Here is a 23,731-nt window from a genome sequence, read left to right as displayed (position 1 = left end):
GAATCACGGATCAGATCGACGCCATCACCGGCACGGAATGCCTCGAGCAGCTCGGACAGGGCAGACTGGGGCAAGGCCATCGGTGGATCTCCTTCAGTGTGTCTCTTGGTCGTTTCACACCGAAGATCCCGCCGATGGCCGTCTACGTCAGGCAGCCTCGCCGTGGTTCCTCAAAGCCCACCACTCCTGGGGACTCTTACGGCGAAGTCGAGAAAGGCCACGAACCCGTCGTCCGCGACCTCGTACTGCGGCACAGGCTTGGGGAAGCCGTGCCGGTAGAGGAAGTACAGCGTCCGCGACTCCCCCACCGACTCGATCCGCGGGTCGGCGAGCCGGATCACGACGTCCGTCGAGACCGAGTCGGGCCAGTGGACCATCGACTGCTCGTACCGCTCGCGCAGCTCCGCAGCAGTGAAGTCGCCCCGGTGCAGGAAGTGGTTGGCGACGGCCAGCGCAGGCTCGGTCGTGCCCCACATCGACACCTCCAGCGTGGCGCGGATGGCCGACATGATCCGCACACCGTGTACCTCCGCCACGTCACCGTCGTCCACCTCACCACGGTGCCGTTGCACCCCAGCCTCCCGTCGGCCCGAGAGGCCGTCCACGCGGGTGAGGTGGACCTCGGAGAGGTCGAGGCCCCACAACGGCGCGTCGTGGAAGGGCAGCGCCGACGCGTGACTCAGGATCACACCGGCGCGGGCCTGCTGGTACGCCGCGCGGCACCGGACGGCGTACCGCTGATCTCCCGACATCGCCCGCCAGGCTGGCCCTTCGACGTACGCTCCGCGCCGCGGCCTGGCGCGCATGCCCGAACGGAGCGAGGCCGCCAGCGAACGGTCCGTCTCGCCGAGTGCGATCAGTTCGCGGCGCAGCGAGATCGGGGCGAGGCGCGGGTCGTCGGCCGGGATCGTCATGGAGCGACGCTGCCCTGTCCGTTCCCTGCCCGAACCACGACTTCAGTTCCTGTGGACAAACCTCAGCGGGCTGGACTTGATGACGTTCTCCTGCGGTTGTTGGCCGTTGCAACGGCCAACAACCGCAGGAATACCCGGCTGAGCGGGGATTCCTGCAGCGGCGTCAGCTGGTGACGCGGTAGGCGTCGAACACGCCCGGGACGGTCCGGACGGCCTTGAGCACGGTGTCGAGGTGCTTGGCCTCGGCCATCTCGAAGGTGAACCGCGACTTCGCGACGCGGTCGCGGGAGGTGGTGAGGTTCGCCGACAGGATGTTCACGTGGGCGTCGGAGAGCGCCATGGTGATGTCGGAGAGGAGGCGGGAGCGGTCGAGGGCCTCGACCTGGATGTTGACCAGGAAGGTCGACTGGCCGGTGGGGGCCCACTCGACGTCGACGAGCTTCTCCGGCTGGCCGAGCAGGTCCGCGGCGTTGGTGCAGTCCTTGCGGTGGACCGACACTCCCCCGCCCTTGGTGACGAACCCGAGGATCGAGTCCGGCGGGACCGGGGTGCAGCACTTGGCGAGCTTGACCCACACGTCGGGCGAGCCGGTGACGATGACGCCGGAGTCGCCTCCGGAAGGGCGACGCGGGCGGCGACTGCGGCCGGTGATGGTGACGGCCTCGGCGAGGTCCTCCTGGGCCCCCTCGTCGCCGCCGTGCAGCTCGATGACCTTGCGTACGACGGCCTGGGCGCCGATGTTGCCCTCGCCGACCGCGGCGTAGAGGGCGGACACGTCGGCGAGCCGGAAGGCGCTGGCGGCGAGGGTGAGCGAGTCGTGCGACAGCAGGCGCTTGAGGGGCAGGCCCTCCTTGCGCATCAGCCGCGCGATCTCGTCCTTGCCGCGCTCGATGGCCTCCTCACGGCGCTCCTTGGTGAACCACTGGCGGATCTTGGAGCGGGCGCGCTGGGACTTCACGAAGTTCAGCCAGTCGCGCGACGGGCCGGCACCCTCGGCCTTGGAGGTGAAGACCTCGACGACGTCGCCGTTCTCGAGGGTCGACTCGAGCGGGACGAGGCGGCCATTGACGCGGGCACCGATGGTGCGGTTGCCGACCTCGGTGTGGACGGCGTAGGCGAAGTCGACCGGCGTGGAGCCGGCCGGCAGCGCGATCACGTCGCCGCGCGGCGTGAAGACGTAGGTCTCGGTCTGGTTGATCTCGAAGCGCAGGGACTCCAGGAACTCGCCCGGGTCCTCGACCTCGCTCTGCCAGTCGAGGAGCTGGCGCACCCAGCTCATGTCGTCGAGGTCGCCGCGCTTGTCGGTGTCGTTGCCGGCGCGGCCGTCCTCCTTGTACTTCCAGTGCGCCGCGACGCCGTACTCCGCGCGCCGGTGCATCGCGAAGGTGCGGATCTGCATCTCGACGGGCTTGCCCTGCGGGCCGATGACCGTCGTGTGCAGCGACTGGTACATGTTGAACTTCGGCATCGCGACGTAGTCCTTGAACCGGCCCAGGACCGGGTTCCACCGCGAGTGCAGCACGCCGAGGACGCCGTAGCAGTCGCGGTCCTCCTCGACGAGGATGCGGATGCCGACCAGGTCGTAGATGTCGGAGAAGTCGCGGCCCCCGACGATCATCTTCTGGTAGATCGAGTAGTAGTGCTTCGGCCGGCCGGTGACCGTCGCCTTGATCTTGGCCTCGCGCAGGTCCTTCTCGACCTGGGAGATCACCTCGGCGAGGAACTGGTCGCGCGAGGGCGCCCGCTCGGCGACCATCCGCACGATCTCGTCGTAGATCTTCGGGTGCAGGGTCGCGAACGCGAGGTCCTCGAGCTCCCACTTGATGGTGTTCATGCCGAGCCGGTGGGCCAGCGGGGCGTAGATGTCGAGCGTCTCGCGGGCCTTGCGCTCCTGCGTCGACTGCTTCACGAAGCGCAGCGTGCGCATGTTGTGCAGGCGGTCGGCGAGCTTGATGACCAGCACCCGGATGTCGCGCGACATCGCGACGATCATCTTGCGGATGGTCTCGGCGTTGGCGGAGTCGCCGTAGACGACCTTGTCGAGCTTGGTGACGCCGTCGACGAGCCGGGCGACCTCGTCACCGAAGTCGCGGCGACACTCCTCGAGCGTGTACGGCGTGTCCTCGACCGTGTCGTGCAGGAGGGCCGCGACCAGGGTCGGCTCGGTCATGCCGATCCCGGCGAGGATCGTGGTGACCGCCAGGGGGTGGGTGATGTAGGGGTCGCCGCTCTTGCGCTTCTGGTCGGCGTGCAGGCGCTCGGCGGTGAGGTAGGCGCGCTCGAGCAGCTGCAGGTCGGCCTTCGGGTGGTTCGCGCGGACGGCGCGGAACAGCGGCTCGAGGACCGGGTTGGAGGGCTGCCCGCGGCTGCCCATCCGGGCGAGCCGGGCCCGCATGCTGCGTCCGGTGGGCACCTCCGGGGAGACCGGGGTGGGCGCAGGCGCGACCCGCGGGGTGGCCGCGGTGGGGGTGCGCTCCTCGGTCATTCTCCCAGTCTAGTGGCGCGCCCCCGTGCGCCGGCGGCGGAGTCGCGAGGCACCGCTCGACGGGTTTCCGCTCAGACGGTGAGCAGCGAGGTCGCCGGTACGTCGCCGAGCGCCGCGCGCCCGTCGAGGAAGCCGAGCTCCATGAGGAACGCGAAGCTCGCCGTCGTCGCGCCGCAGGCGGTGACCAGGTCGTTCGTGGCCCTGGCGGTGCCGCCGGTGGCGAGCACGTCGTCGACCACCAGGACCCGCTCCCCCGGCGCGACGGCGTCGCGGTGCAGCTCGAGCACCGCCTCGCCGTACTCGAGGGCGTAGGAAACGCTGTGGGTGTGGTGCGGGAGCTTGCCGGACTTGCGGACCGGCACGAACCCGACGCCGAGCGCCAGCGCCACGGGGGCGGCGAGGATGAAGCCCCGCGCCTCCATGCCGAGCACCTTGTCCACCGCCGGCGTCCCGTCCGCGTCACGACCGGCCGCTGCCAGACCGTCGACGACGGCCGCGAAGCCGTCGGCGTCGGCGAGCAGCGGGGTGATGTCCTTGAACATGATCCCCGGCTCGGGGAAGTCGGGCACGTCCCGCACCAGGCGGGTGAGCGCCTCGACCGCCCGGGAGGTCACGGACGACTCCCCCACGCCTACTTCTTCCCGCGCTTGGAGCGGGTCTGGCGCTGGGGCTGCTTGCGACCGGAGCTGCCGCTGTCCGCCACCGGACGGCTCGCGGTCGGGACGTTGCGGCCCTTCCCGACGGCGCCCTGGGCGGGACGGCGGTCGGCCGGCACGTCGGGCTCGAGGTCGTCCTCGTCCTCGTCGAGCTCGTCGACGATCTCGATGTCGTCGATCGCGGCGGCGCCGCGCGGGACGACCGGCTCCTCCTCCTTGAACACCGGGACGGCGGCGTAGCGGTCGGCGAGCGCGCGCTGCTTGGCCCGGGCCCGGCGGGCCTGGATCTGGACCTCGGTCTCCTGCATCTTCAGGTGCACGAGGATGCGCGGGGCGAGCATCACCGACGAGTAGACGCCGACGGCCATGCCGACGAACTGCGCGAGCGCGAGGTCCTGCAGCGAGCTGGCGCCGAGCTGGACGGCGCTGACGTAGAGGATCGCGCCGATCGGGATGAGCGCCACGATCGAGGTGTTGATCGAGCGGACCAGGGTCTGGTTGACGGCCAGGTTGGCGGCGTCGGCGTACGACTGCGTGTTCTTGCGCAGCTGGTTGGTGTTTTCCTTGACCTTGTCGAACACGACGACGGTGTCGTAAAGCGAGAAGCCGAGGATGGCGAGCAGGCCGGTCACCGCCGCAGGGGTGACCTGGAACCCGGACAGCGCGTACACACCGATGGTCAGCACGACGTCGTGGGCCAGCGCGAGGATCGCGGCCACCGACATGCGCCACTCGCGGAAGTAGCCCCAGATGAACAGGACCACGAGGACGAGGAAGATGCCGACGCCGGTGAGGGCGCGCTTGGCGACCTCGGCACCCCAGCTGGGGCCGATGTCCTGGATCGAGATCTCACCCTCGGCCACGTCCGGGAAGACCTCGTGGATGAGTGCGGTCATCTCGGCGCGCTGCTCGGGGTTGAGGTTCTCGACCTGGACGGTCAGGGACGAGCTGCCCTCGGTGGTGACGGTGGGGTTCTCCGCGTTCTCGATGCCGGCGTCGCCGACGGTCTCCCGCAGCTCGTCGGCGTTGTCCTGGGTCGCCTTGCCCTCACCGACGGGCACCGACAGCGTCGTACCACCGGTGAACTCGACGCCCATGTTGAGCGGCTTGACGAACAGGATGCCGATCGCCAGGCCGACGACGACGGCCGAGATGGCGTACCAGAGCCACGGCTTACCGACGAAGTCGACCGACTTCCGGCCCTGGTAGAGGTCGTTGCCGAGTCGGGACATCTTCCCCATCAGCGACCACCTCCCGTGCTCGCGGTGCGCGGCTGGGCCACGTCCATGCCGAGGGTCTCCTTGCTGAGGCCGGACATCTTGTGCCCGGAGTTGAAGAGGCGGAAGTGCGCCAGCCACGACACCATCGGCTTCGTGAACCAGAACAGGACCGCGAGGTCGATGAGCGTGGTGAGGCCCAGCGCGAAGCCGAAGCCCTTCACCGCGCCCGTGGCGAAGATGTAGAGGACCAGCGCGGAGAGGATCTGGACCGTGTTGGCCGCGACGCGGGTGACCCGGGCCCGGGCCCAGCCGGTCTCCACGGCGACCCGCATCGACTTGCCCTCACGCATCTCGTCACGGATGCGCTCGAAGAAGATGACGAACGAGTCCGCGGTGATGCCGACCGCGATGATCAGCCCTGCGATGCCCGGCAGGGTCAGCGTGAAGCCGGCGGTCTCGCTGAGCAGCAGCACCATCGCGTAGGTGATGGCGGCGGCCACGAACAGCGAGCTGACCACCACCAGGCCGAGGCCGCGGTAGTAGAAGAGGCAGTAGAGCATCACCAGGGCGAGGCCGATGCCGCCCGCGGTGAGGCCGGCGCTCAGCTGGTTGCCCGCGAGCGAGGGACCGATCTCCTCGACGGAGGTCTGGTCGTCGTCGAAGGCGATCGGAAGCGCACCGAACTTCAGGCTGTTGGCCAGGTCGAGCGCCTCCTGCTCGTTGAAGTCACCGGTGATGCTGGAGCGGCCGTCGGTGATGACCGCGGTCATCCGCGGCGCGGAGATCACGACGCCGTCGAGGACGATCGCGAACTGCTCCTCGGTCTGGGCGAACGCACGCGAGACGGTCTCGAAGTCGTCGGCCGCACCCGGCGTACCGGCGGGGCGGGACTTCTTCTTGCTGTTGCCCATCTCGATGCGGACCTCCCAGCCGACACCGTTCTGCGGCGTTCCGGCGGAGGCGTCATCGAGCTCCGTGCCCTCGATGACCGATCGGCTCAGCAGGTACTTCTGCGAGGGCTGGTCGTCCTCCGGCGCCGAGCACGCGACGAGCGGCTTGTCCGGATCGTCCGGGACGTCGGCCGGCTCACCCGTCTGGGCGTCCAGGATCTGGCCGTTGGGGTCGCAGGCGTACTTGGCGAACTCCGCGATGGCGGCCGGGTCGGGGCTGCGCGACCACGAGATGGCGTCCTCCGCGGAGAACTCCTCGTCGGCGGCCGGCTCCTCGTCGGGAGCGCCGGACTCACCCTCGGCGGGCGTGCTGCTCGGGTCGGTCGGGCTGGCGGTCTCGGACGCGCCGTCAGCAGCCGTCTTCCCCGACTTCTTCTTGTCAGCCTTCTTGTCGGCCTTGCCGCTGGGGCCGTCGGTCGGCTCCTCGTCGGCCGCGGCCAGGTCCAGGCCGGGACGGCCGAGGCCGCCGCCCATCGAGTCGTCGGCACCCGGCAGGCCGGCGGAGGCGCACGGTCCCGGGCTGTAGTCGGAGCACGCGACCAGGCGGAAGCGGAGCTGCGCCTGGCGCTTGACCGTCTCCTCGAGCTGGTCGCGGTCGGCGCCCTTCTTCTTGCCCGGCACCTCGACGACGATGTTGCGGCCGCCCTGCCTGGTCACGAACGCCTCGGCGACACCGGAGCCGTTGACGCGCTGGTCGATGATCCGGCGAGCCTCCTCGAGGTTCTCCCGCGAGGGCGAGCCGTCGGTGGTCAGCGTGATCCGGGTGCCGCCCTGCAGGTCGAGGCCGAGCGACGGGCGCCACGGCTCCTCCGCGCTGGCCTGTGAGAGGGCCGTGAGCCCGTAGACCACGGCGAGGCCGAGGAAGAAGATGATGAGCTTGCGCCCGGGGCGCGGGCCGTGCGAGGCCATCTCAGCGCTCCTCGTCTGGGTCGGTGGTGGTCTCGGGGCGCTCGGCGGCGGGCTCGACCGCGTCGGTGGCCTCGTCGGCCGGCGTCGCGGCGGCGTCGCGGCTCACCGAGGCGACCGCTCCGCGCACCACGCGGATCACGACGCCGGGCGCGAGCTCGACCTGGAGGTGGTCGTCAGCGGCGCCGACGATCGTGCCGAAGATGCCGGACGTCAGCATGATGTCGTCGCCGACGCCCAGCGCCGCCTGGAGCTCGGCGGCCTGCTTGCGCTGGCGGGAGGCCGGCCTGATGATCAGCAGCCAGAAGATGACTGCGATCGCGACGATCGGCAGCAGGGACAGAGCGTCTTCCACAGACAAACCTCTCCAGCGGGGCAGGGATGAGCGCCGCTCGCAGCAGGGTGCGGGCGGACCGACGGGCAAGTGTAGCCACGGAACCCAGCCACCGCGGGATCGGCGTGGAAGAGTCCGGGTCAGTCCTCGAACAGGGTGGGACTCGCCTCGTCGGGGTACGACGGCGCGGGCATCCCCAGGTGGGCCCACGCCGCGGGCGTGGCGATCCGCCCTCGCGGGGTGCGGGCGAGGAAGCCGTTGCGCACGAGGAAGGGCTCCGCGACCTCCTCGACGGTCTCCCGCTCCTCGCCGACGGCCACGGCGAGCGTGGAGACGCCGACCGGTCCGCCGCCGAAGCGGCGGCAGAGCACGTCGAGCACGGCGCGGTCGAGCCGGTCGAGGCCGAGCTCGTCGACCTCGTACAGGTCGAGTGCCGACTGGGCGACCTCGCGGGTGACGATGCCGTCGGCGCGGACCTGGGCGTAGTCGCGGACCCGGCGCAGCAGCCGGTTGGCGATGCGAGGGGTGCCGCGGGAGCGGCCGGCGATCTCGGCAGAACCCTCGGGCGTCAGCTCGACGCCGAGCAGCCCGGCGGAGCGGCGCACGATGAGGTCGAGCTCGTCGGGCTCGTAGAACTCGAGGTGGGCAGTGAACCCGAAGCGGTCGCGCAGCGGGCCGGGCAGCAGGCCGGCCCGGGTGGTGGCCCCGACGAGGGTGAAGGGCGGGATCTCCAGGGGGATCGCGGTCGCCCCCGGGCCCTTGCCGATGACGACGTCGACGCGGAAGTCCTCCATCGCGAGGTAGAGCATCTCCTCGGCCGGGCGCGACATCCGGTGGATCTCGTCGACGAAGAGGACCTCGCCCTCGTTGAGCCCGGACAGGATCGCGGCGAGGTCGCCGGCGTGGGTGATCGCCGGCCCGCTGGTGAGCCGCAGCGGGGCGTTCATCTCGTGGGAGATGATCATCGCGAGCGTGGTCTTGCCGAGGCCCGGCGGGCCGGAGAGCAGCACGTGGTCGGGGGCCCTCCCCCGCTGCCGGGCGGCCTCGAGGACCAGGCCGAGCTGGTCGCGGACCCGTGACTGCCCCACCACCTCGTCGAGGCTGCGCGGGCGCAGCGCGGCCTCGACCGCCCGCTCGTCGCCCTCCGCCTCGGCAGCGGTCAGCGAGCGGAGGTGGACCTCCTCGGCGGCGGCGAGCTCGTCCTCGTGGAAGGGCACGGCGCTCAGGCCTTGGAGAGGGTGCGGAGGGCGGCACGGAGCAGCGCGCCGACGTCGGGCGCGTTGCCGTCGGCCTGGTCGGCCACGGCGTCCACGGCCTTCTCGGCGTCCTTGGCGTTGTAGCCGAGGCCGACGAGGCCCTGGTGGACCTGGTCGCGCCACGCAGCAGCCGGGGCGGCGGTGCTGGCAGCGACCGATCCGGCCGGGGCGCCGATGCGGTCCTTGAGCTCGAGGATGATCCGCTGGGCGCCCTTCTGCCCGATGCCGGGCACCTTGGTGAGCGTCTTGACGTCGTCGGAGGCGATCGCGGTGCGCACGCCGTCGGGGCTGAGCACGGCGAGGATGGCCTGGGCGAGCTTCGGCCCGACGCCGGAGGCGGTCTGGACCAGCTCGAAGACGGTCTTCTCCTCCTCGTCGGCGAAGCCGTAGAGGGTCAGCGAGTCCTCGCGCACCACCATGCTGGTCGGCAGGGTCGCCTCGTGGCCGGTGCGGAGCTGGGCCAGCGTGCCCGGGGTGCACATCAGCTCGAGGCCGACGCCACCGACCTCGACGACGGCGCTGGAGAGCGACACGGCGGCGACCTGGCCGCGGACGAAGGCGATCATCGGGCTCCTCCAGGGGTGCGGGTGGGGATGCGCGAGCGGGGCGCGCGGGCCGCGGCGAGCGCCGCGTCGATGCGCGCCTGCGTGCCGCCGCGCCAGATGTGGGTGATGGCCAGCGCGAGCGCGTCGGCGGAGTCGGCCGGCTTCGGCACGGCGTCGAGGCGCAGGATGCGGGCGATCATCGCCCCGACCTGCGCCTTGTCGGCGCGCCCGTTGCCGGACACGGCCGCCTTCACCTCGCTGGGGGTGTGCAGCGCGACCGGCAGCCCGCGCCGGGCTGCGCACACCATCGCGATGCCGGCCGCCTGCGCGGTGCCCATGATCGTGCTGACGTCGGAGCGCGCGAAGATCCGCTCGATCGCGACGGCGTCGGGGGCGTGCTCGTCGAGGCGCGCCTCGATGCCCTTCTCGATGTAGACCAGGCGCTCCGGCACCGACCAGTCCGACGGTGTGCGCACGACGCCGACGTCGACGAGGCCGAGGGGTCGGCCGATCGAGCCCTCGACCACACCCAGGCCGCAGCGGGTCAGCCCCGGGTCGATCCCGAGCACGCGCACGTCGTCACCTTCCGTCCGAACATGTGTTCGGGCCCCACCGTAGACGATGGGCGACGACGACCGGCGCGGGACACGCCCGGCGGCGTACCCGCTCAGGCGTCGATCTGGTCGAGGACCTCGTCGGGGATGTCGGCGTTGACGAAGACGTTCTGCACGTCGTCGAGGTCGTCGACGGCGTCGACGAGGCGGAACACCTTGCCGGCCGCCTCCGGGTCGGCGACCGGGATGTCCAGCGAGGCCACGAACTGCACCTCGGCGGAGTCGTAGTCGATGCCGGCCTCCTGCAGCGCGGTGCGCACGGCGACCACGTCGGACGCCTCGGACTGCACCTCGAAGCTCTCGCCGAGGTCCTTGACCTCCTCGGCACCGGCGTCGAGCGTCGCCTCGAGGACGTCGTCCTCGGTGACCGTCTTCTCCTCCTGCGCCTTGGGCACCACGACGACGCCCTTGCGGTTGAAGAGCCGGGACACCGAGCCCGGGTCGGCCATGGTGCCGCCGTTGCGGGTGACCGCAGTGCGGACCTCCATCGCGGCGCGGTTGCGGTTGTCGGTGAGGCACTCCACCAGCAGGGCGACGCCCTGGGGGCCGTAGACCTCGTACATGATCGTCTCGTAGTCGACGCCGCCACCCTCGAGGCCACCGCCGCGCTTGACCGCGGAGTCGATGTTCTTGTTCGGGACGGACTGCTTCTTGGCCTTCTGGATGGCGTCGAAGAGCGTCGGGTTGCCAGCAGGGTCGGGACCACCCAGCTTCGCCGCGATCTCGATGTTCTTGATGAGCTTCGCGAAGAGCTTGCCGCGCTTCGCGTCGATCACGGCCTTCTTGTGCTTGGTGGTTGCCCACTTGGAGTGGCCAGACATCAGTCCCTCTTCTATCTGCCGTCGTCGTCGTGCTGCCGGAACAGCCGGTCGAGTCTATCCCTGCACCATGTCGAGGAAGACCCGGTGCACCCGGCCGTCCCCGTCGACCTCCGGGTGGAAGGAGGTCGCGAGCAGGTGTCCCTGCCGTACGGCGACCGGGTGGCCGTGCGCCTCGGCGAGCACCTCCACGTCCGGCCCGGCCTGCTCCACCCACGGCGCGCGGATGAACACTGCGTGCACCGGCTCCGCCAGCCCGGCGAAGTCGAGGTCGGCCTCGAAGGAGTCGACCTGCCGCCCGAACGCGTTGCGGCGCACGGTCACGTCGAGCCCGCCGATCGTCTCCTGGCCCTCGGCGCCGCCCTCGATCCGGTCGGCGAGCAGGATCATCCCCGCGCAGGTGCCGAACGCCGGCATCCCGCCCGCGACCCGCTCGCGCAGCGGGTCGAGCAGCTCGAAGGTCCGCGCCAGCTTGGCCATCGTCGTCGACTCCCCGCCCGGGAGCACCAGCCCGTCGCAGCGCTCCAGCTCCGCCGGGCGGCGGACCGCGAACGCCTCCGCCCCGAGGGCGGTCAGGGCCTGCAGGTGTTCACGGACGTCGCCCTGCAGGGCGAAGACTCCGATGTTCGGCACGGCGCACAGGCTACGGCTCGCCGTCGGTACGGCGTCAGGTGGCCGTGCAGCTCATCCTGTTGCCACCCGGCTGGATCCGCCATATCGGCCTGAGCACGGGCGAGCTGCGCGTCGCCGGCTGGCCCTCGAGCTGGGCGTAGACGGCGACCTGCCAGGCCCGGTTGCCATTGCCACCGGGGGTGATGGAGACCGACACCGTCCCACCCTGGGGCACCGCGGCACCCACGGTTCCCGACGCAGGCGACGGCTCTCCGACAGTGGGAAGGCCGTTGAGCTCCTGAACCTGCCAGAAGTACTCGTAGCCGGCGTCCACGTTGGTCCAGCTGATGGTGATGTTCGGGTTCGAGGCCGAGCAGCTCACCGCCCCGTTGAACACCACCGCGGGGGCAACGGTGCTCATTGTCGCCGTCGCAGTCGCGGAGTCGGTCCACACGGCAGAAGTCACTGCCCACGGTGCGAGGCCTGATGCGCCCGCAACCCCGCCGAGTGCGACCACCGAGAGGAGCCCGGCAGGGACGAGTGCCCGGCGGCGGGGCGACGGCTCGGGAGGCACGCCCTTGTCCCGACGGAAGCCGAGGAGCAGCGACCCGGTCACGAGCAGGCCCATCATCAGCAAGCCGATCGGGGTGGTCGCGGCGGCGAGGACCCGGCCGGCGTACGGCACGCCGAGCACGAGCCGGTCGGCCGACGTGACGTGGTACGTCTCGGCGTCGGGGACGTTGTTGGTGTCGCCCTGCAGGGTGAGCGCGACGGCGTTGCCTTCCTCCGTCGCCGACACGACCCGGTGGGTCACCCGCTGGCCGTCAGCGTTGACGACGCTCACCACGTCCCCGGCTGCGAGCTCGGTCGCAGGCACCTCCCGCGCGATGCCGAGGGCGCCTGCGTCGTAGGTCGGGCTCATCGAGCCGGTCACGAACACGAGGGGCGTGATGCTGAAGAGCCAGCCGGCGAGGAAGGAGGCCAGGCAGAGCGCGCCCAGCGCGCCGCCGGCCCAGAGCACGGCCTCGCGGGCGAGGCGAGCTGTCCTGTTCACGAGATCACCTGCGTCGCGTCGAAGGCGAAGGTCACGTCGGACGTCTGCCCGCCGCCCGCGCCGGAACCGGTCGGCAGGGTCACCTGCACACAGAGGTCGTGGTGTGCCGCGGCAGAAGTGGCGTCGAGGGTGCCGGGCGAGGCACTGAAGCCGTTGAGCGCTGCGCCGGACGGGCCCACGGCCGTCCCGCCGTTGCACGTCGAGCCGCTCACGCTGCCTCCCCGAAGAACCGTGATCTTCAACGCGCTCCCGAGGGCACCCGTCGCTGTCGCCGAGACCGTGTAGCTGAACGTCAGTCGGCCGGTGCTGTTGTTGCTGACCCGGATCACCCTGGCCGTCGAGCCGCCGGTCACCGGCAGGCTGCTCGAGAGGTCGCTCCAGGTGTACGTCTCGGGCTTCACCTTGTCGTTGGTCGCGAGGTCGATGTGGATCGCGCCGGACTCCACGGTGACACCGTCCACGGTGGACCCAGCGGTCCAGTAGGCCGAGGTGGCGACGGCGCCGACTCCGAGAAGCGCACCCAGCGACAGCAGGGCCCGGGTCCGGCCGCGACCGAACCGTGCCGGGCGCCGATGGTGACGAGGCATGTGCGTGGTCACGGGCGGTCTCCTCCTGCGGGCTGCAGGTGGCGCGAGCGGTCGCGTCCGCGGCGCACGAGCGCCAGGCCGGCACCGACGAGGCCGGCCGCCAGCCAGACGACACCGGCGCCGAGCGCGGACCCCGTGTCCGGGAGGTCGTCGAGGCCCCCGACGCTGCCGTTGTCGGCACCGTCGTCGGATCCCCCGTTGCTGTCGTCGACGCCGGCCACCTCCCCGTCCTCGGAGAGCGTGAGCCGGATGCTGAACGGCACGCTCTCCGCCTCGCGGGTCGACTCCCACGCGACAGTGGCCCGGACGTCGACCCGGGACCGCGCGCCGTCGGGAACCTCGAGCTCGGCGACCACCCGGTTGGAGCCGGGCGCCACCGCGACCCACGGGCCGCCACCGACACGGGCCTCGAGGGTCAGGTCACCGGAAGACAGGAACCCGGTGGGGTCCTCGCTCAGCACGTCCACCGTGAGCACGCCGTCCGACGGCCCGTCGTTGCGGACGCGGAACGAACGGACCTCGGCGTCACCCGGGACGAAGCGGAAGCCCGCGTCGAACAGCGGGTCGACGAGTGCGGTGGTCCACGTGACGCCGTCCCGGCTGAGGCCGAGCTCGTCGTCGGCGTGTGCCGGGGCAGCGCCGACCGCGACCGCCGCGGTGGCGGCGATCGTCGAGGCTCCGATGCGGCGGATCACGTCGTCTGGTCCCCTGTCTGGTGGGTGGGCCTGGTCCGGAGGAGGACCAGGGTGAGGATGAGGAGCACCGCTCCCCCGGACGCCAGCGCCAGGCGGCGCTGACCGTCGGGTGCCGGCTCGGCCGGTGGTGCGGACTGCTCGAGCCGATTCCGCTCGGCGTCGGCAGGCTCCGGCGCGCTCCGCGTGAGCCTCCGACGCGAGAACCGCTCTCGCACGGCCCCGGCGAACATGAACGCTGCGTAGCCGATGAGGAGGGCCGCCACCCCGACCACCGCCCACTGGCGCTGCTGGCCGGTGAGGGCACTGTTCAGGTGGCCGAGGTAGGGCACGGAGTACCAGACCTCTCCCCTGACCTGCTCGGGCTGGACGCGCCGCTCGTCGGGCGACTCGTTCGCGTCGCCCTGCGTGACCAGCACCCGCTGGCCGTCGAACCGCCTGGCTTCACCGACCACCCGGTGCGTCACCACCGCCGCCTTGCCGGAGTCGCGCTGGAACGTGATGACCTGGCCCAGTCCGATGCTGTCGAACTCAACAGGCTTGACCACCGCGAGTGAACCCGGCGGATAGGTCGGTTGCATCGACCCGCTGAGCACCGTGTACGGGGTCGCGCCGGCGAGTCGCGGTACGACGACCGCGACCGCCAGCACGACCACCACACACAGGATGACCAGCCAGGCGACGACCTGGCCGACCCACCCGAGCGCAGCCCGGGCCGAGAGGAACACCGTTGAGCTCTTCGATCAGCGATCAGTCGTGGACCTGCGTCAGACCGATCTCGAACGCGGACAGCGCTCCGGAGAGCGTCTGCGTGGTGTTGTCGGACGAGCCGTTGAAGGTCACCGAAATGGTGACGTCGACGACGTCGCCGTCGTTCGCCTCGGTGATGTCCGTCTCGTCCAGGTCGACACCGTCGACCTGGAACGAGTCGACGAGCGTCAGCGCCGATGCAAGATCCCCGGAGAGCGCCGGGTTGCTCAGCTCGACCTCGGCCCGCAGGTGCTCACCGGTGGCCTGGATCTCGAACGAGCACTCCTTGGTGAGGACGTCGCCGGGGACGATCAGGTCGCCCGCGGTGTAGACCTTGTCGGCCACGTCCTCGCCACCGTCGAAGTTCCAGACGTCGCCGCCGCAGTTGTCGTTGATGATCTTGAGCTCGCCGGCCGTGACCTGGACGCCGTCGACGTCCGCGTCGGCCGACCAGTAAGCGAGGGTGCCCGCGCCACCCATGAGCAGCACGGCCGCCGCGCCGGCGGCGAGTGCGCCCTTCGTCGTCTTCTTCATGATGTCTCCAGTCCCCATGCCCTGTGTTGTCCCCAGGTCTGGCTCTGTTGTTTGTGAGGGATTGACTTCCGGGGCGGGAGCGCCCGGTGGAAGCCAGAACGGAAGAGGACCATGCGCGGCGACGGGCGCGTGGGCGAATCGGGACATTGGCCTGCAAAAAGACGGAACCATGGTCCCGACTCGTCAAGACCATGGTTCCGATGGATCACGCGGGCGGGGGGCCCGCGTAGTCAGGTGTTGCGGGTCACCAGCCGCGGGTCTCCAGGCGGTGGTGCTGCGGGAGCTCGTCGACGTTGATGCCGACCATCGCCTCGCCGAGGCCGCGGGAGACCTTCGCGATGACGTCGGGGTCGTCGTAGAAGGTCGTGGCCTTCACGATCGCCTCGGCCCGCTGGGCGGGGTTGCCGGACTTGAAGATGCCCGAGCCGACGAAGACGCCCTCGGCGCCGAGCTGCATCATCATCGCTGCGTCCGCGGGGGTCGCGATGCCGCCGGCGGTGAACAGCACGACCGGCAGCTTGCCGGTCCGCGCGACCTCCGCGACCAGCTCGTACGGCGCCTGCAGCTCCTTGGCCGCGACGTACAGCTCGTCGTCGGAGAGCACCGTCAGCTTCCGCATTTCGGCGCGGATGGTCCGCATGTGGGTCACCGCGTTGGAGACGTCACCGGTGCCGGCCTCACCCTTGGAGCGGATCATCGCCGCACCCTCGGTGATCCGGCGCAGCGCCTCGCCCAGGTTGGTCGCACCGCACACGAACGGGACCGTGAAGGCCCACTTGTCGATGTGGTTGGCGTAGTCGGCCGGGGTCAGCACCTCCGACTCGTCGATGTAGTCGACGCCCAGGGACTGCAGCACCTGCGCCTCGGCGAAGTGCCCGATCCGTGCCTTGGCCATCACCGGGATCGAGACCGCGGAGATGATCCCGTCGATCATGTCGGGGTCGCTCATCCGCGACACCCCGCCCTGGGCACGGATGTCGGCAGGCACCCGCTCCAGGGCCATCACCGCCACCGCCCCGGCGTCCTCGGCGATCTTCGCCTGCTCGGGCGTGACCACGTCCATGATGACGCCACCCTTGAGCATCTCGGCCATGCCGCGCTTGACCCGGGTGGTGCCCTGCCCAGAAGTGGGCTCTACCTGCTCGCTCATGCCGTCGATCCTACGGCGAGCAGGACGTGACCTACGCCTCAGGCTGACCCGTGGACCCGGCGGCGCCCGCGTCGGCGGCCAGCGCCTGCCGACGGACCTTCAGGACCCGGAAGACGACCGTGTAGGTGCTGGCGACCGCGAGGGCCCAGAGGGTGACGTACATGAGGATCGGCAGGTCGAAGATCGCCGAGAGGCCGGTCATCACGAGGATCGACACGAGCCGGTCGGCGCGCTCGGCGATGCCGCCCTTGGCGTCCATGCCGAGGGACTCGGCCCGGGCACGCGCGTACGACGTGACGGATCCCATCACCAGGCACCACAGGGTGACGCACAGGTAGAGGTAGCTGTCGCCCTGGTCCTCGCCGGTGCCGGCGAAGTAGAGCGCCAGGCCGCCGAAGATGGCACCGTCGCCGATCCGGTCCAGCGTGGAGTCCCAGAAGGCGCCGAACTTCGACACCCGCCCGGTCTCGCGGGCCATCCGCCCGTCGATGAGGTCGCTGAAGACGAACGCCGTGATGAACAGCACGCCGATCAGCAGCTCGCCCTGCGGGAAGAAGACGAGGGCACCCGCGGCCACGCCGAGGGTCCCGACGAGGGTCACCGCGTCCGGGCTGATGCCCAGCCGGATGAACAGCCGCACGACGGGGTGCAGCACCGTGCCCGCCCAGAACTCCTTGAACCGATCCAACACGGGGCGAGAACCTACTACTGCCAGTGGGCCGCGAGCAGGTCGCGGGTGTCCCCGAGCAGCTGCGGGAGGGTCTTGGTGCCCGCGATGACGGTCATGAAGTTCGCGTCGCCGGACCACCGGGGCACGACGTGCTGGTGCAGGTGACCGGACAGCGAGCCGCCCGCCGCTCCCCCGAGGTTCAGCCCGACGTTGAAGGCGTGTGGCTGCGAGACGGCGCGGATCGTGCGCAGCGCGGACTTGGTCATCGCCGTGAGCTCGTCGGTCTCGGCGTCGTCGAGGTCGGTGTAGTCCGCGACGTGGCGGTAGGGCAGCACCATCAGGTGGCCGGGGTTGTAGGGGTAGAGGTTGAGCACGACGTACGTCGTCTCGCCCCGCACCACCACCAGGTCGTCGTCGGTCGAGGTCGCCGGGTCACGGGTGATCCGGCAGAAGGGGCAGGCCGGGCGCGGCTCTGCGTGGGCCGGCTGCTCGGTCTCCTCCTCCCCGCGCACGTACGACATGCGGTGCGGCGTCCAGAGCCGCTCGAGCCCGTCCGGGTCGGCCACGTGGTCCCTCACTGGTCGTCGGTCGCCGCAGGCTGGAGCATCTGCAGCAGGTCGGAGATGGGCAGGTCGGGCAGGTTGAGGCCGCGCGCGGTCGCCATGCCGTTGACCTGCATCCAGATCGAGTCCGCGAGGATGTCGATGCAGGCCTCCGTGCCGGGCTGGCGCGGCTCGCGCTCGAGCCAGCGGCGCACGGCGGAGAAGACGGCGCCGATCATCCCGAAGACCCACGGGTCGAGCGCCGCACGGTCGTCGTCCGAGAGCTCGACCCCGAGCGCCGCGACGACGGTCGTCATGATCTCCTCGATGGTCCCGGCGACCTGCTGCACCGCCAGGCCGAGCGGGCTGGGGCCCCAGCCGGCGAGGTCGCGCTCGGCGAACCAGTACAGCGACGGGTGCGCCTCGGCCCAGCGCACGAAGCTGGCGACGATGCCGCGGACGATCTGGTCCGGGGTGCCGTCGTACGACAGCGCGGGCAGGAGCTGGTTGCCGACGTCCTCGCAGACCTGGGCCTGCACGGCCCGGTCGAGGTCGGAGCGGTCGGCGAAGTGCCGGTAGATGACGGTGCGGCTCATCTTGGCCTCGTCGGCGACGGCCTGCACCTGGTACTCCTCGCCGGGCGCCTGGCGCTCCAGGACGGCGATGGCGGCGTCGATGATGACCTGGCGGCGGACCTGGTTGTGCTCCTGCCAGCGTCGACGGCGACCGTCGAGCAGCTCACCACTCTCCGAGCTCATTGCCAAACCTTCTCACGTGAACCGGTGGAACCACTGGCCGAGGTCGGCGGAGATGCCGGGGCAGGTGACGTTCTTGTCGCGCTGGTCCTCGACCCACTGGCCCATGACCGCGGGGCCGCCCTGGATCGACCAGTCGGGACCGCAGCGGTTGAGCGCCTCGGCACGCGAGGTCTGGCCCGCGGCCCGCCACTCGGGGATGCCGCCGAGCGAGAGGTCGCCGACCACCTGGCGGTAGAGCAGCGGGGTCGAGTAGACGCCGATGCGGTAGCCGGCGTCGGTGTAGCCGCGGGCGACGCCCTCGATGACGGCGGCGTTGGCGCGCAGGTCCGAGCTCCACTCGAAGGTCGGCACCGGCTCGACGTCGATCCACACGATCGGGCTCAGCAGGCCGGTCGTGCCCATGGTGCCGATGTTGAAGCGGGCCTGCTGGTAGCCGACGTTGCGCAGCCGGCCGAGGCGGTTGGAGGCGTCGTACGGGCCGTCGGAGCCGTAGTCGTCGAGCGTGGCCTTGTCGGGGAAGCTCGAGACGGCGTAGACGGACACGAGCACGTCGTTGTCCTTGGCCCACTGCACCTGGTCGGCGAGGCAGGGGTTGCGGGTGAAGCCGGGGCCGTTGGTCAGGCCGAGCACGACGAACTCCGCCTCGGGCAGCGGCATCGGCAGGCCCTTGCCCTGCTTCTCCGGGATGCCCATGCCCTTGGGGCACTGCGGCCAGCTCACGTCGCCGCCGAGCACCTCGCCGTCGCGCGGGGCGATGTCGCCGGTCGGCTGGTCCCCCTGCCGGGCCAGCTCCTCGGCGGCCTTGGCGAGGTCGTTGGCGTCGGCACCGGGGTCGCCGGCGTCCCCGCCCGGCTTGCCCTCCTGGGTCGGCGTCGCGCTGGCCGTGGTCGGGACCGGCGGGCGCGGCGGTGCCCCGCTCGGGCTGTCGGACCCGCTGCACGCCACGAGGGCAGGCAGCAGCAGGCCGAGCACGACGACCGCTGCCCCCCGCCTCATGGCGCGCCTCAGACCTGCTCGCGCGACTCGACCGCCGCGACGATGCGCTCGATCGCCTCGGCCACCGGCACGCCGTTCTCCTGGCGGCCGTCGCGGTAGCGGAAGCTGACTGCGCCCTTCTCCACGTCCTCGCCACCGGCGATGAGCATGAACGGGATCTTCTGCAGCTGGGCGTTGCGGATCTTCTTCTGGAAGCGGTCGTCGGACTCGTCGACCTCGACCCGGATGCCGCGCGCCCTGAGCTGGCCGGCCACCTCGTAGAGGTAGTCGGTGAAGGCGTCGGCCACGGGGATGCCCTGCACCTGGACCGGGGCCAGCCACGGAGGGAAGGCACCGGCGTAGTGCTCGACGAGCACGCCGAGGAAGCGCTCGATGGAGCCGAACTTCGCGGAGTGGATCATCACCGGCTGCTGCTTGGAGCCGTCGGGCGCGGTGTACTCCAGGCCGAAGCGTGCCGGCTGGTTGAAGTCGTACTGGACGGTGCCCATCTGCCAGGTGCGGCCGATCGCGTCCTTGGCCTGCACGGAGATCTTGGGGCCGTAGAACGCGGCGCCGCCGGGGTCGGGCACGAGGTCGAGGCCGGTCTCCGCCGCGACGTCCTCGAGCACCTTGGTGGCGGTCGCCCAGTCCTCGTCGGAGCCGACGAACTTGTCCGGCTTGGCGTCGTCGCGGGTCGACAGCTCGAGGTAGAAGTCGTCGAGGCCGAAGTCCTTGAGCACGCCGAGCATGAAGCCGAGCAGGTGCTTGACCTCGGCCGGGGCCTGCTCGGGGGTGCAGTAGGAGTGCGAGTCGTCCTGGGCGAAGCCGCGGACCCGGGTGAGGCCGTGGATGACGCCGGACTTCTCGTAGCGGTAGACGCTCCCGAACTCGAACAGCCGCAGCGGGAGCTCGCGGTACGAGCGGCCGCGGCTGCTGAAGATCAGGTTGTGCATCGGGCAGTTCATCGCCTTGAGCTGGTAGTTCGTGCCCTCGAACTCCATCGGCGGGAACATCGTGTCGGCGTAGTACGGCAGGTGGCCCGAGGTGTGGAACAGGCCATCCTTGGTGATGTGCGGGGTGCCGACGTAGGAGAAGCCCTCCTCGATGTGGCGGCGGCGGACGTAGTCCTCCATCTCCCGCTTGATCACACCACCCTTGGGGTGGAACACCGGCAGGCCGGAGCCGATCTCGTCCGGGAACGAGAACAGGTCGAGCTCGCGGCCGAGCTTGCGGTGGTCGCGCCGCTCGGCCTCCTCGATGCGGTGCAGGTGCGCGTCCAGCTCCTCCTTGCTCGGCCACGCGGTGCCGTAGATGCGCTGGAGCTGCTTGTTCTTCTCGTCGCCGCGCCAGTACGCCGCGGCGCTGCGCATCAGCTTGAAGGCGGGGATCCGCTTGGTGGTCGGCAGGTGGGGACCGCGGCAGAGGTCCTTCCAGGCGACCTCGCCCTTGCGGTTGATGTTGTCGTAGATCGTGAGCTCGCCGGCGCCGACCTCGGCCGAGGCACCCTCGGCGGCCTCACCCGCGTTGCCCTTGAGGCCGATCAGCTCGACCTTGTACGGCTCGTCGGCGAGCTCGACCAGCGCGTCCTCGTCGGTGGTGACCCGACGCTCGAAGCGCTGGTTCTCCTTGATGATCTTGCGCATCGCGGACTCGAGCCTGGCGAGGTCCTCGGGCACGAAGGGCACCGGGACGTCGAAGTCGTAGTAGAAGCCGTCCTGGATCGGCGGGCCGATGCCGAGCCTGGCCTCGGGGAAGAGCTGCTGCACGGCCTGGGCCAGCACGTGCGCGGTCGAGTGGCGCAGGATGTCGAGGCCGTCCGGGCTGCCGATGGCCACGCCCTCGACCTCGTCGCCGTCGGCCAGCGCGTAGGACAGGTCCTTGAGCTGGCCGCCGACGCGCGCGGCGATGACGTCGGCGTCGTCCCTGAACAGCTCCCAGGCCTTCGTGCCCTCCGTCACCGTCGACTCCTGACGTGCGTCAGGGGTGATGACGACGACCTTGATGTCGGACACGGAGGAGCTCCTTCGGCAGGGGTGACGCGCCCGGTGCGGACGCGACCTCGATCGTATCGGCCGCCGGCACGCCGCACGCAGCCGATTCCCGCCGCGGACCTCCGGTCAGCCGCGAGCGGCCTCGCCGCAGCGGCGCAGGCGCCGTCGTACGTCGGGCAGGGCGGCCACGCCGCGCGCACGGATCGCAGCCGCGGCGTAGTTCGAGCAGGTCGGCGTGAGGTTGCAGACCGCCGGGCGGTGGGCGGAGACGTTGAGCTGGTAGGAGCGGACCAGCCGGAGCAGGGACCGCGACAGCCGGGACCCGTCCGCGACGGGCGGGGTGGACCGGTAGCCCGCGACCGAGGCGACGACGAGGCTGACCAGGAAGGGGCTGCAGTCGCCGCACTCGGCGACGTCGCAGGCGCTGTCGCAGTGGTCGCGCTTCTTCCTGCCCTGCTTCGTGCGGCGTCGTCGCCACCGCGCCATGGCCACCTCCGGTGCTCGTCGGGTCGCCTGCGGAGCCTAGCGGCGGAGCGTGGGGCGACGGCGGGGGAAACGACGAGAGCCGCGCCCTGGGGCGCGGCTCTCGCATGTCTCGGTGGGCGATACTGGGTTCGAACCAGTGACCTCTTCGGTGTGAACGAAGCGCGCTACCACTGCGCCAATCGCCCGGACCCGGCCCCACGGGGGACCGCGATCGGAGACTCTAACGCATGTCGCGGCGGCGTTCACATCGGGAGGGGTCACCCGAGGTGGTGCACCTCCTGCAGGCGGTAGACCGGGGTGTCGATGCCGACGTGGCGGGCCTTCAGCTGCAGCGCCAGGTAGAGCGAGTAGTGGCGTGACTGGTGCAGGTTGCCGCCGTGGAACCAGAGGTTCTCCTGCTGGGTGGGCTTCCACATGTTGCGCTGCTCGCCCTCCCACGGGCCGGGGTCCTTGGTGGTGTCGGAGCCCAGCCCCCAGACCTTGCCGACCCGGTCGGCGACCTCCTGGCTGATCAGGTCCGCCGCCCAGCCGTTCATCGACCCGTAGCCGGTCGCGTAGACGACGAGGTCGGCCTCGAGCTCGGTGCCGTCGGCGAGCACGACGGAGGTCTCGGTCAGGTGGTCGACCTGGCCCTTGGCGAGCTTCACCTCGCCGTCGGCCACCAGCTCGGCGGCACCGACGTCGATGTAGTAGCCCGACCCGCGCCGGAGGTACTTCATGAACAGCCCGGACCCGTCGTCGCCCCAGTCGAGGTCGAAGCCGGCGGCCTCCATCCGGTCGTAGAACTCCCGGTCGCGCTCGCGCATCTGGTCGTAGAGCGGCTTCTGGAACTCGTGCATGATCCGGTACGGCAGCGAGGCGAAGATGAGGTCCGCCTTCTCGGTGGTCACCCCGGCCGCGAGGGCACGCTCGGAGTAGAGGTCGCCGAGCCCGATGTCCATCAGGGTGTCGCTCTTGACGATGTGCGTCGAGGACCGCTGGACCATGGTGACGTCGGCGTCGTGCTCCCACAGCGCCCCGCAGATGTCGAAGGCGGAGTTGTTGCTGCCGATGACGACGACCTTCTTGCCGGCGTAGGCGTCCGGGCCGGGGTGTTGCGAGGAGTGGTGCTGCTCGCCACGGAAGACGTCCATCCCGGGGATGTCGGGGATGTTGGGCTTGCCGGACATCCCGGTGGCCAGGACCAGGTGGGTCGGGCGCAGGACCAGCGGCATCCCCTCGCGCTCGACCTCGACGGTCCACTCCCCCGTCGCCTCGTCGTAGGACGCCTTCGTGGCGACCGTGCTCGACCAGTACGGCACCTCCATGACCCGGGTGTAGAACTCGAGCCAGTCGCCGACCTTGTCCTTGGGCGCGAACACCGGCCAGTTGTCGGGGAACTTCAGGTAGGGCAGGTGGTCGTACCAGACCGGGTCGTGCAGGCACAGCGACTTGTAGCGCTTGCGCCACTGGTCGCCGGGGCGGGGGTGCTTGTCGATGACGAGGGACGGGACGCCGAGCTGGCGCAGCCGGGCGCCGAGCGCGATGCCACCCTGTCCGCCGCCGACCACCAGGACGTAGGGCTGGGCCTCCGCCCCGAGCGCGGCGTCCTCGGCCTGCCGCTTCTCGAGCCAGGTCACCCGGCTCCTGTTCGCGCCGTGCTCGGCACCCATCGGGCGTCGTACGCCGCGGGGCTCCTCGTGGCCCTTGAGCTCATGCATGGTGGTGAGGAAGGTCCACGCCTTCGGCCCGTCCTCGTCGATGATGCGGGCCAGGCCGCGGCCGCGGCCCACGGCGGTCTCGAACTCGAACCATGCGGTCGTGACCCCGTCCTCGGTGGTGGCCGGCTCGCTGAGCCGGAAGCCGGACGGGTCCACGCGGTCGAGGTTGGCGCCGAGGAGGTCCGCGACGCCGTCGGGGTTCTCGACGGTCGTGATGTTCCAGGTGAAGGAGACCAGGTCGCGCCAGAAGCTGGTCGCGGCGAAGAGGCCGGCTGCCCGGGACACGTCGCGGGCGGTGAGGGCGTCCTCGAAGGCCGCGAGCCAGGCGCTGGCCGGGTCGGCGGTGTCGGTCGTGGCGGCCGCGGGGGCGGCCATGAAGTCGGTCGGCGCCGAGATGTCGGCGGCGTCGTCGCCCGCGGCGGGCCGTTCGTCGAGCTGGGTCATGCCCAGAATGAGACGCCGCGCTGCCGCCCGGTCGGAACCGTTGCACGATGTTGCATGTGGTCCTCGTCACATCCCGGACCTAGGGTGA

24 protein-coding genes and 1 tRNA gene are annotated in these 23,731 nt (G+C 70.8%); all 25 read right to left on the bottom strand.

Annotation, left to right across the window (positions count from 1 at the left end):
- Positions 1-170: 170 nt before the first annotated feature.
- Positions 171-914 (bottom strand): hypothetical protein, encoded by a 744-nt coding sequence (locus L615_RS11970; RefSeq protein ID WP_145725204.1) that lies wholly within the window; start codon positions 912-914, stop codon positions 171-173.
- A 163-nt stretch (positions 915-1,077) separates the two neighbouring features.
- Complete coding sequence (locus tag L615_RS11965) at positions 1,078-3,309, bottom strand: bifunctional (p)ppGpp synthetase/guanosine-3',5'-bis(diphosphate) 3'-pyrophosphohydrolase (RefSeq protein WP_028655723.1); 2,232 nt, start codon at positions 3,307-3,309, stop codon at positions 1,078-1,080.
- A 161-nt stretch (positions 3,310-3,470) separates the two neighbouring features.
- Positions 3,471-4,028 (bottom strand): adenine phosphoribosyltransferase, encoded by a 558-nt coding sequence (locus L615_RS11960; RefSeq protein ID WP_028655722.1) that lies wholly within the window; start codon positions 4,026-4,028, stop codon positions 3,471-3,473.
- Between the two features lie 2 nt (positions 4,029-4,030).
- Complete coding sequence (gene secF, locus L615_RS11955) at positions 4,031-5,296, bottom strand: protein translocase subunit SecF (protein ID WP_028655721.1); 1,266 nt, start codon at positions 5,294-5,296, stop codon at positions 4,031-4,033.
- Entirely contained in the window at positions 5,296-7,134 is a 1,839-nt protein-coding gene (gene secD, locus L615_RS11950; RefSeq protein ID WP_145725203.1) for a protein translocase subunit SecD, read from the bottom strand. The genes secF and secD overlap by 1 nt, the downstream gene beginning before the upstream one ends.
- 1 nt (position 7,135) lies before the next feature.
- The gene (yajC, locus tag L615_RS11945; protein WP_051485791.1) at positions 7,136-7,486 is read right to left on the bottom strand and encodes a preprotein translocase subunit YajC; all 351 of its coding nucleotides are present in this window, start codon (positions 7,484-7,486) and stop codon (positions 7,136-7,138) included.
- 119 nt (positions 7,487-7,605) lie between these two features.
- The gene (gene ruvB / locus L615_RS11940; RefSeq protein ID WP_028655719.1) at positions 7,606-8,682 is read right to left on the bottom strand and encodes a Holliday junction branch migration DNA helicase RuvB; all 1,077 of its coding nucleotides are present in this window, start codon (positions 8,680-8,682) and stop codon (positions 7,606-7,608) included.
- A 5-nt stretch (positions 8,683-8,687) separates the two neighbouring features.
- Positions 8,688-9,287 carry a Holliday junction branch migration protein RuvA gene (gene ruvA / locus L615_RS11935; protein ID WP_028655718.1) on the bottom strand — a complete coding sequence of 200 codons (600 nt, stop codon included), beginning with the start codon at positions 9,285-9,287 and terminating at the stop codon, positions 8,688-8,690.
- Entirely contained in the window at positions 9,284-9,841 is a 558-nt protein-coding gene (gene ruvC, locus L615_RS11930) for a crossover junction endodeoxyribonuclease RuvC (RefSeq protein WP_028655717.1), read from the bottom strand. Before ruvC ends, ruvA begins: the two co-directional genes overlap by 4 nt.
- Positions 9,842-9,933: 92 nt before the next feature.
- Complete coding sequence (locus L615_RS11925; RefSeq protein ID WP_028655716.1) at positions 9,934-10,701, bottom strand: YebC/PmpR family DNA-binding transcriptional regulator; 768 nt, start codon at positions 10,699-10,701, stop codon at positions 9,934-9,936.
- Between the two features lie 54 nt (positions 10,702-10,755).
- Complete coding sequence (pdxT, locus tag L615_RS11920) at positions 10,756-11,340, bottom strand: pyridoxal 5'-phosphate synthase glutaminase subunit PdxT (protein ID WP_315897788.1); 585 nt, start codon at positions 11,338-11,340, stop codon at positions 10,756-10,758.
- Between the two features lie 25 nt (positions 11,341-11,365).
- Positions 11,366-12,364 carry a signal peptidase I gene (locus tag L615_RS11915; RefSeq protein ID WP_145725200.1) on the bottom strand — a complete coding sequence of 333 codons (999 nt, stop codon included), beginning with the start codon at positions 12,362-12,364 and terminating at the stop codon, positions 11,366-11,368.
- A complete protein-coding gene (locus tag L615_RS11910; protein ID WP_145725199.1) occupies positions 12,361-12,963 on the bottom strand; it encodes a hypothetical protein in 603 nt (200 codons plus the stop codon). The genes L615_RS11915 and L615_RS11910 overlap by 4 nt, the downstream gene beginning before the upstream one ends.
- Positions 12,960-13,646: a hypothetical protein gene (locus L615_RS11905; protein ID WP_145725198.1), complete on the bottom strand. Its 687-nt coding sequence runs from the start codon at positions 13,644-13,646 to the stop codon at positions 12,960-12,962. The genes L615_RS11910 and L615_RS11905 overlap by 4 nt, the downstream gene beginning before the upstream one ends.
- Positions 13,643-14,371: a signal peptidase I gene (locus L615_RS11900; protein ID WP_145725197.1), complete on the bottom strand. Its 729-nt coding sequence runs from the start codon at positions 14,369-14,371 to the stop codon at positions 13,643-13,645. Before L615_RS11900 ends, L615_RS11905 begins: the two co-directional genes overlap by 4 nt.
- A 22-nt stretch (positions 14,372-14,393) precedes the next feature.
- Positions 14,394-14,945 carry an alternate-type signal peptide domain-containing protein gene (locus tag L615_RS11895; protein WP_186449842.1) on the bottom strand — a complete coding sequence of 184 codons (552 nt, stop codon included), beginning with the start codon at positions 14,943-14,945 and terminating at the stop codon, positions 14,394-14,396.
- Positions 14,946-15,171: 226 nt separating this feature from the next.
- Positions 15,172-16,077, bottom strand: a complete 906-nt coding sequence (gene pdxS, locus L615_RS11890; RefSeq protein ID WP_145725195.1) for a pyridoxal 5'-phosphate synthase lyase subunit PdxS — start codon at positions 16,075-16,077, stop codon at positions 15,172-15,174.
- 31 nt (positions 16,078-16,108) lie between these two features.
- A complete protein-coding gene (gene pgsA, locus L615_RS11885; RefSeq protein ID WP_145725194.1) occupies positions 16,109-16,768 on the bottom strand; it encodes a phosphatidylinositol phosphate synthase in 660 nt (219 codons plus the stop codon).
- Between the two features lie 14 nt (positions 16,769-16,782).
- Positions 16,783-17,313 (bottom strand): HIT domain-containing protein, encoded by a 531-nt coding sequence (locus L615_RS11880; protein WP_315897787.1) that lies wholly within the window; start codon positions 17,311-17,313, stop codon positions 16,783-16,785.
- An 8-nt stretch (positions 17,314-17,321) separates the two neighbouring features.
- Positions 17,322-18,047, bottom strand: coding sequence for a TetR/AcrR family transcriptional regulator (locus L615_RS11875; RefSeq protein WP_051485787.1), 726 nt, complete (start codon positions 18,045-18,047; stop codon positions 17,322-17,324).
- A 12-nt stretch (positions 18,048-18,059) separates the two neighbouring features.
- Complete coding sequence (locus L615_RS11870) at positions 18,060-19,043, bottom strand: hypothetical protein (protein ID WP_036517713.1); 984 nt, start codon at positions 19,041-19,043, stop codon at positions 18,060-18,062.
- Between the two features lie 8 nt (positions 19,044-19,051).
- Positions 19,052-21,034, bottom strand: coding sequence for a threonine--tRNA ligase (gene thrS, locus L615_RS11865; protein WP_028655709.1), 1,983 nt, complete (start codon positions 21,032-21,034; stop codon positions 19,052-19,054).
- A gap of 105 nt (positions 21,035-21,139) precedes the next feature.
- On the bottom strand, positions 21,140-21,499 hold the full coding sequence (yidD, locus tag L615_RS11860; protein ID WP_261376661.1) for a membrane protein insertion efficiency factor YidD: 360 nt from the start codon (positions 21,497-21,499) through the stop codon (positions 21,140-21,142).
- A 113-nt stretch (positions 21,500-21,612) separates the two neighbouring features.
- A tRNA-Val gene (locus L615_RS11855) sits at positions 21,613-21,684 on the bottom strand.
- A 72-nt stretch (positions 21,685-21,756) separates the two neighbouring features.
- Positions 21,757-23,643 (bottom strand): NAD(P)/FAD-dependent oxidoreductase, encoded by a 1,887-nt coding sequence (locus tag L615_RS11850; RefSeq protein WP_261376659.1) that lies wholly within the window; start codon positions 23,641-23,643, stop codon positions 21,757-21,759.
- Positions 23,644-23,731 lie beyond the last annotated feature (88 nt).

The organism is Nocardioides sp. J9, from assembly GCF_007829375.1.
GTDB lineage: Bacteria > Actinomycetota > Actinomycetes > Propionibacteriales > Nocardioidaceae > Nocardioides.
The sequence above is the reverse complement of the archived record's forward strand: the minus strand, read 5'-3'. Positions and strand labels throughout refer to the sequence as shown.

Bases quoted from the DNA above. Each gene is read 5' to 3' on its own strand.
- secF (WP_028655721.1), bottom strand. From the start codon at position 5,296: ATGGGGAAGATGTCCCGACTCGGCAACGACCTCTACCAGGGCCGGAAG.
- L615_RS11895 (WP_186449842.1), bottom strand. From the start codon at position 14,945: ATGGGGACTGGAGACATCATGAAGAAGACGACGAAGGGCGCACTCGCC.
- ruvA (WP_028655718.1), bottom strand. From the start codon at position 9,287: ATGATCGCCTTCGTCCGCGGCCAGGTCGCCGCCGTGTCGCTCTCCAGC.
- L615_RS11875 (WP_051485787.1), bottom strand. From the start codon at position 18,047: ATGAGCTCGGAGAGTGGTGAGCTGCTCGACGGTCGCCGTCGACGCTGG.
- secD (WP_145725203.1), bottom strand. From the start codon at position 7,134: ATGGCCTCGCACGGCCCGCGCCCCGGGCGCAAGCTCATCATCTTCTTC.
- pdxS (WP_145725195.1), bottom strand. From the start codon at position 16,077: ATGAGCGAGCAGGTAGAGCCCACTTCTGGGCAGGGCACCACCCGGGTC.
- L615_RS11970 (WP_145725204.1), bottom strand. From the start codon at position 914: ATGACGATCCCGGCCGACGACCCGCGCCTCGCCCCGATCTCGCTGCGC.
- L615_RS11925 (WP_028655716.1), bottom strand. From the start codon at position 10,701: ATGTCTGGCCACTCCAAGTGGGCAACCACCAAGCACAAGAAGGCCGTG.
- L615_RS11965 (WP_028655723.1), bottom strand. From the start codon at position 3,309: ATGCGGGCCCGGCTCGCCCGGATGGGCAGCCGCGGGCAGCCCTCCAAC.
- L615_RS11850 (WP_261376659.1), bottom strand. From the start codon at position 23,643: ATGACCCAGCTCGACGAACGGCCCGCCGCGGGCGACGACGCCGCCGAC.
- L615_RS11870 (WP_036517713.1), bottom strand. From the start codon at position 19,043: ATGAGGCGGGGGGCAGCGGTCGTCGTGCTCGGCCTGCTGCTGCCTGCC.
- yidD (WP_261376661.1), bottom strand. From the start codon at position 21,499: ATGGCGCGGTGGCGACGACGCCGCACGAAGCAGGGCAGGAAGAAGCGC.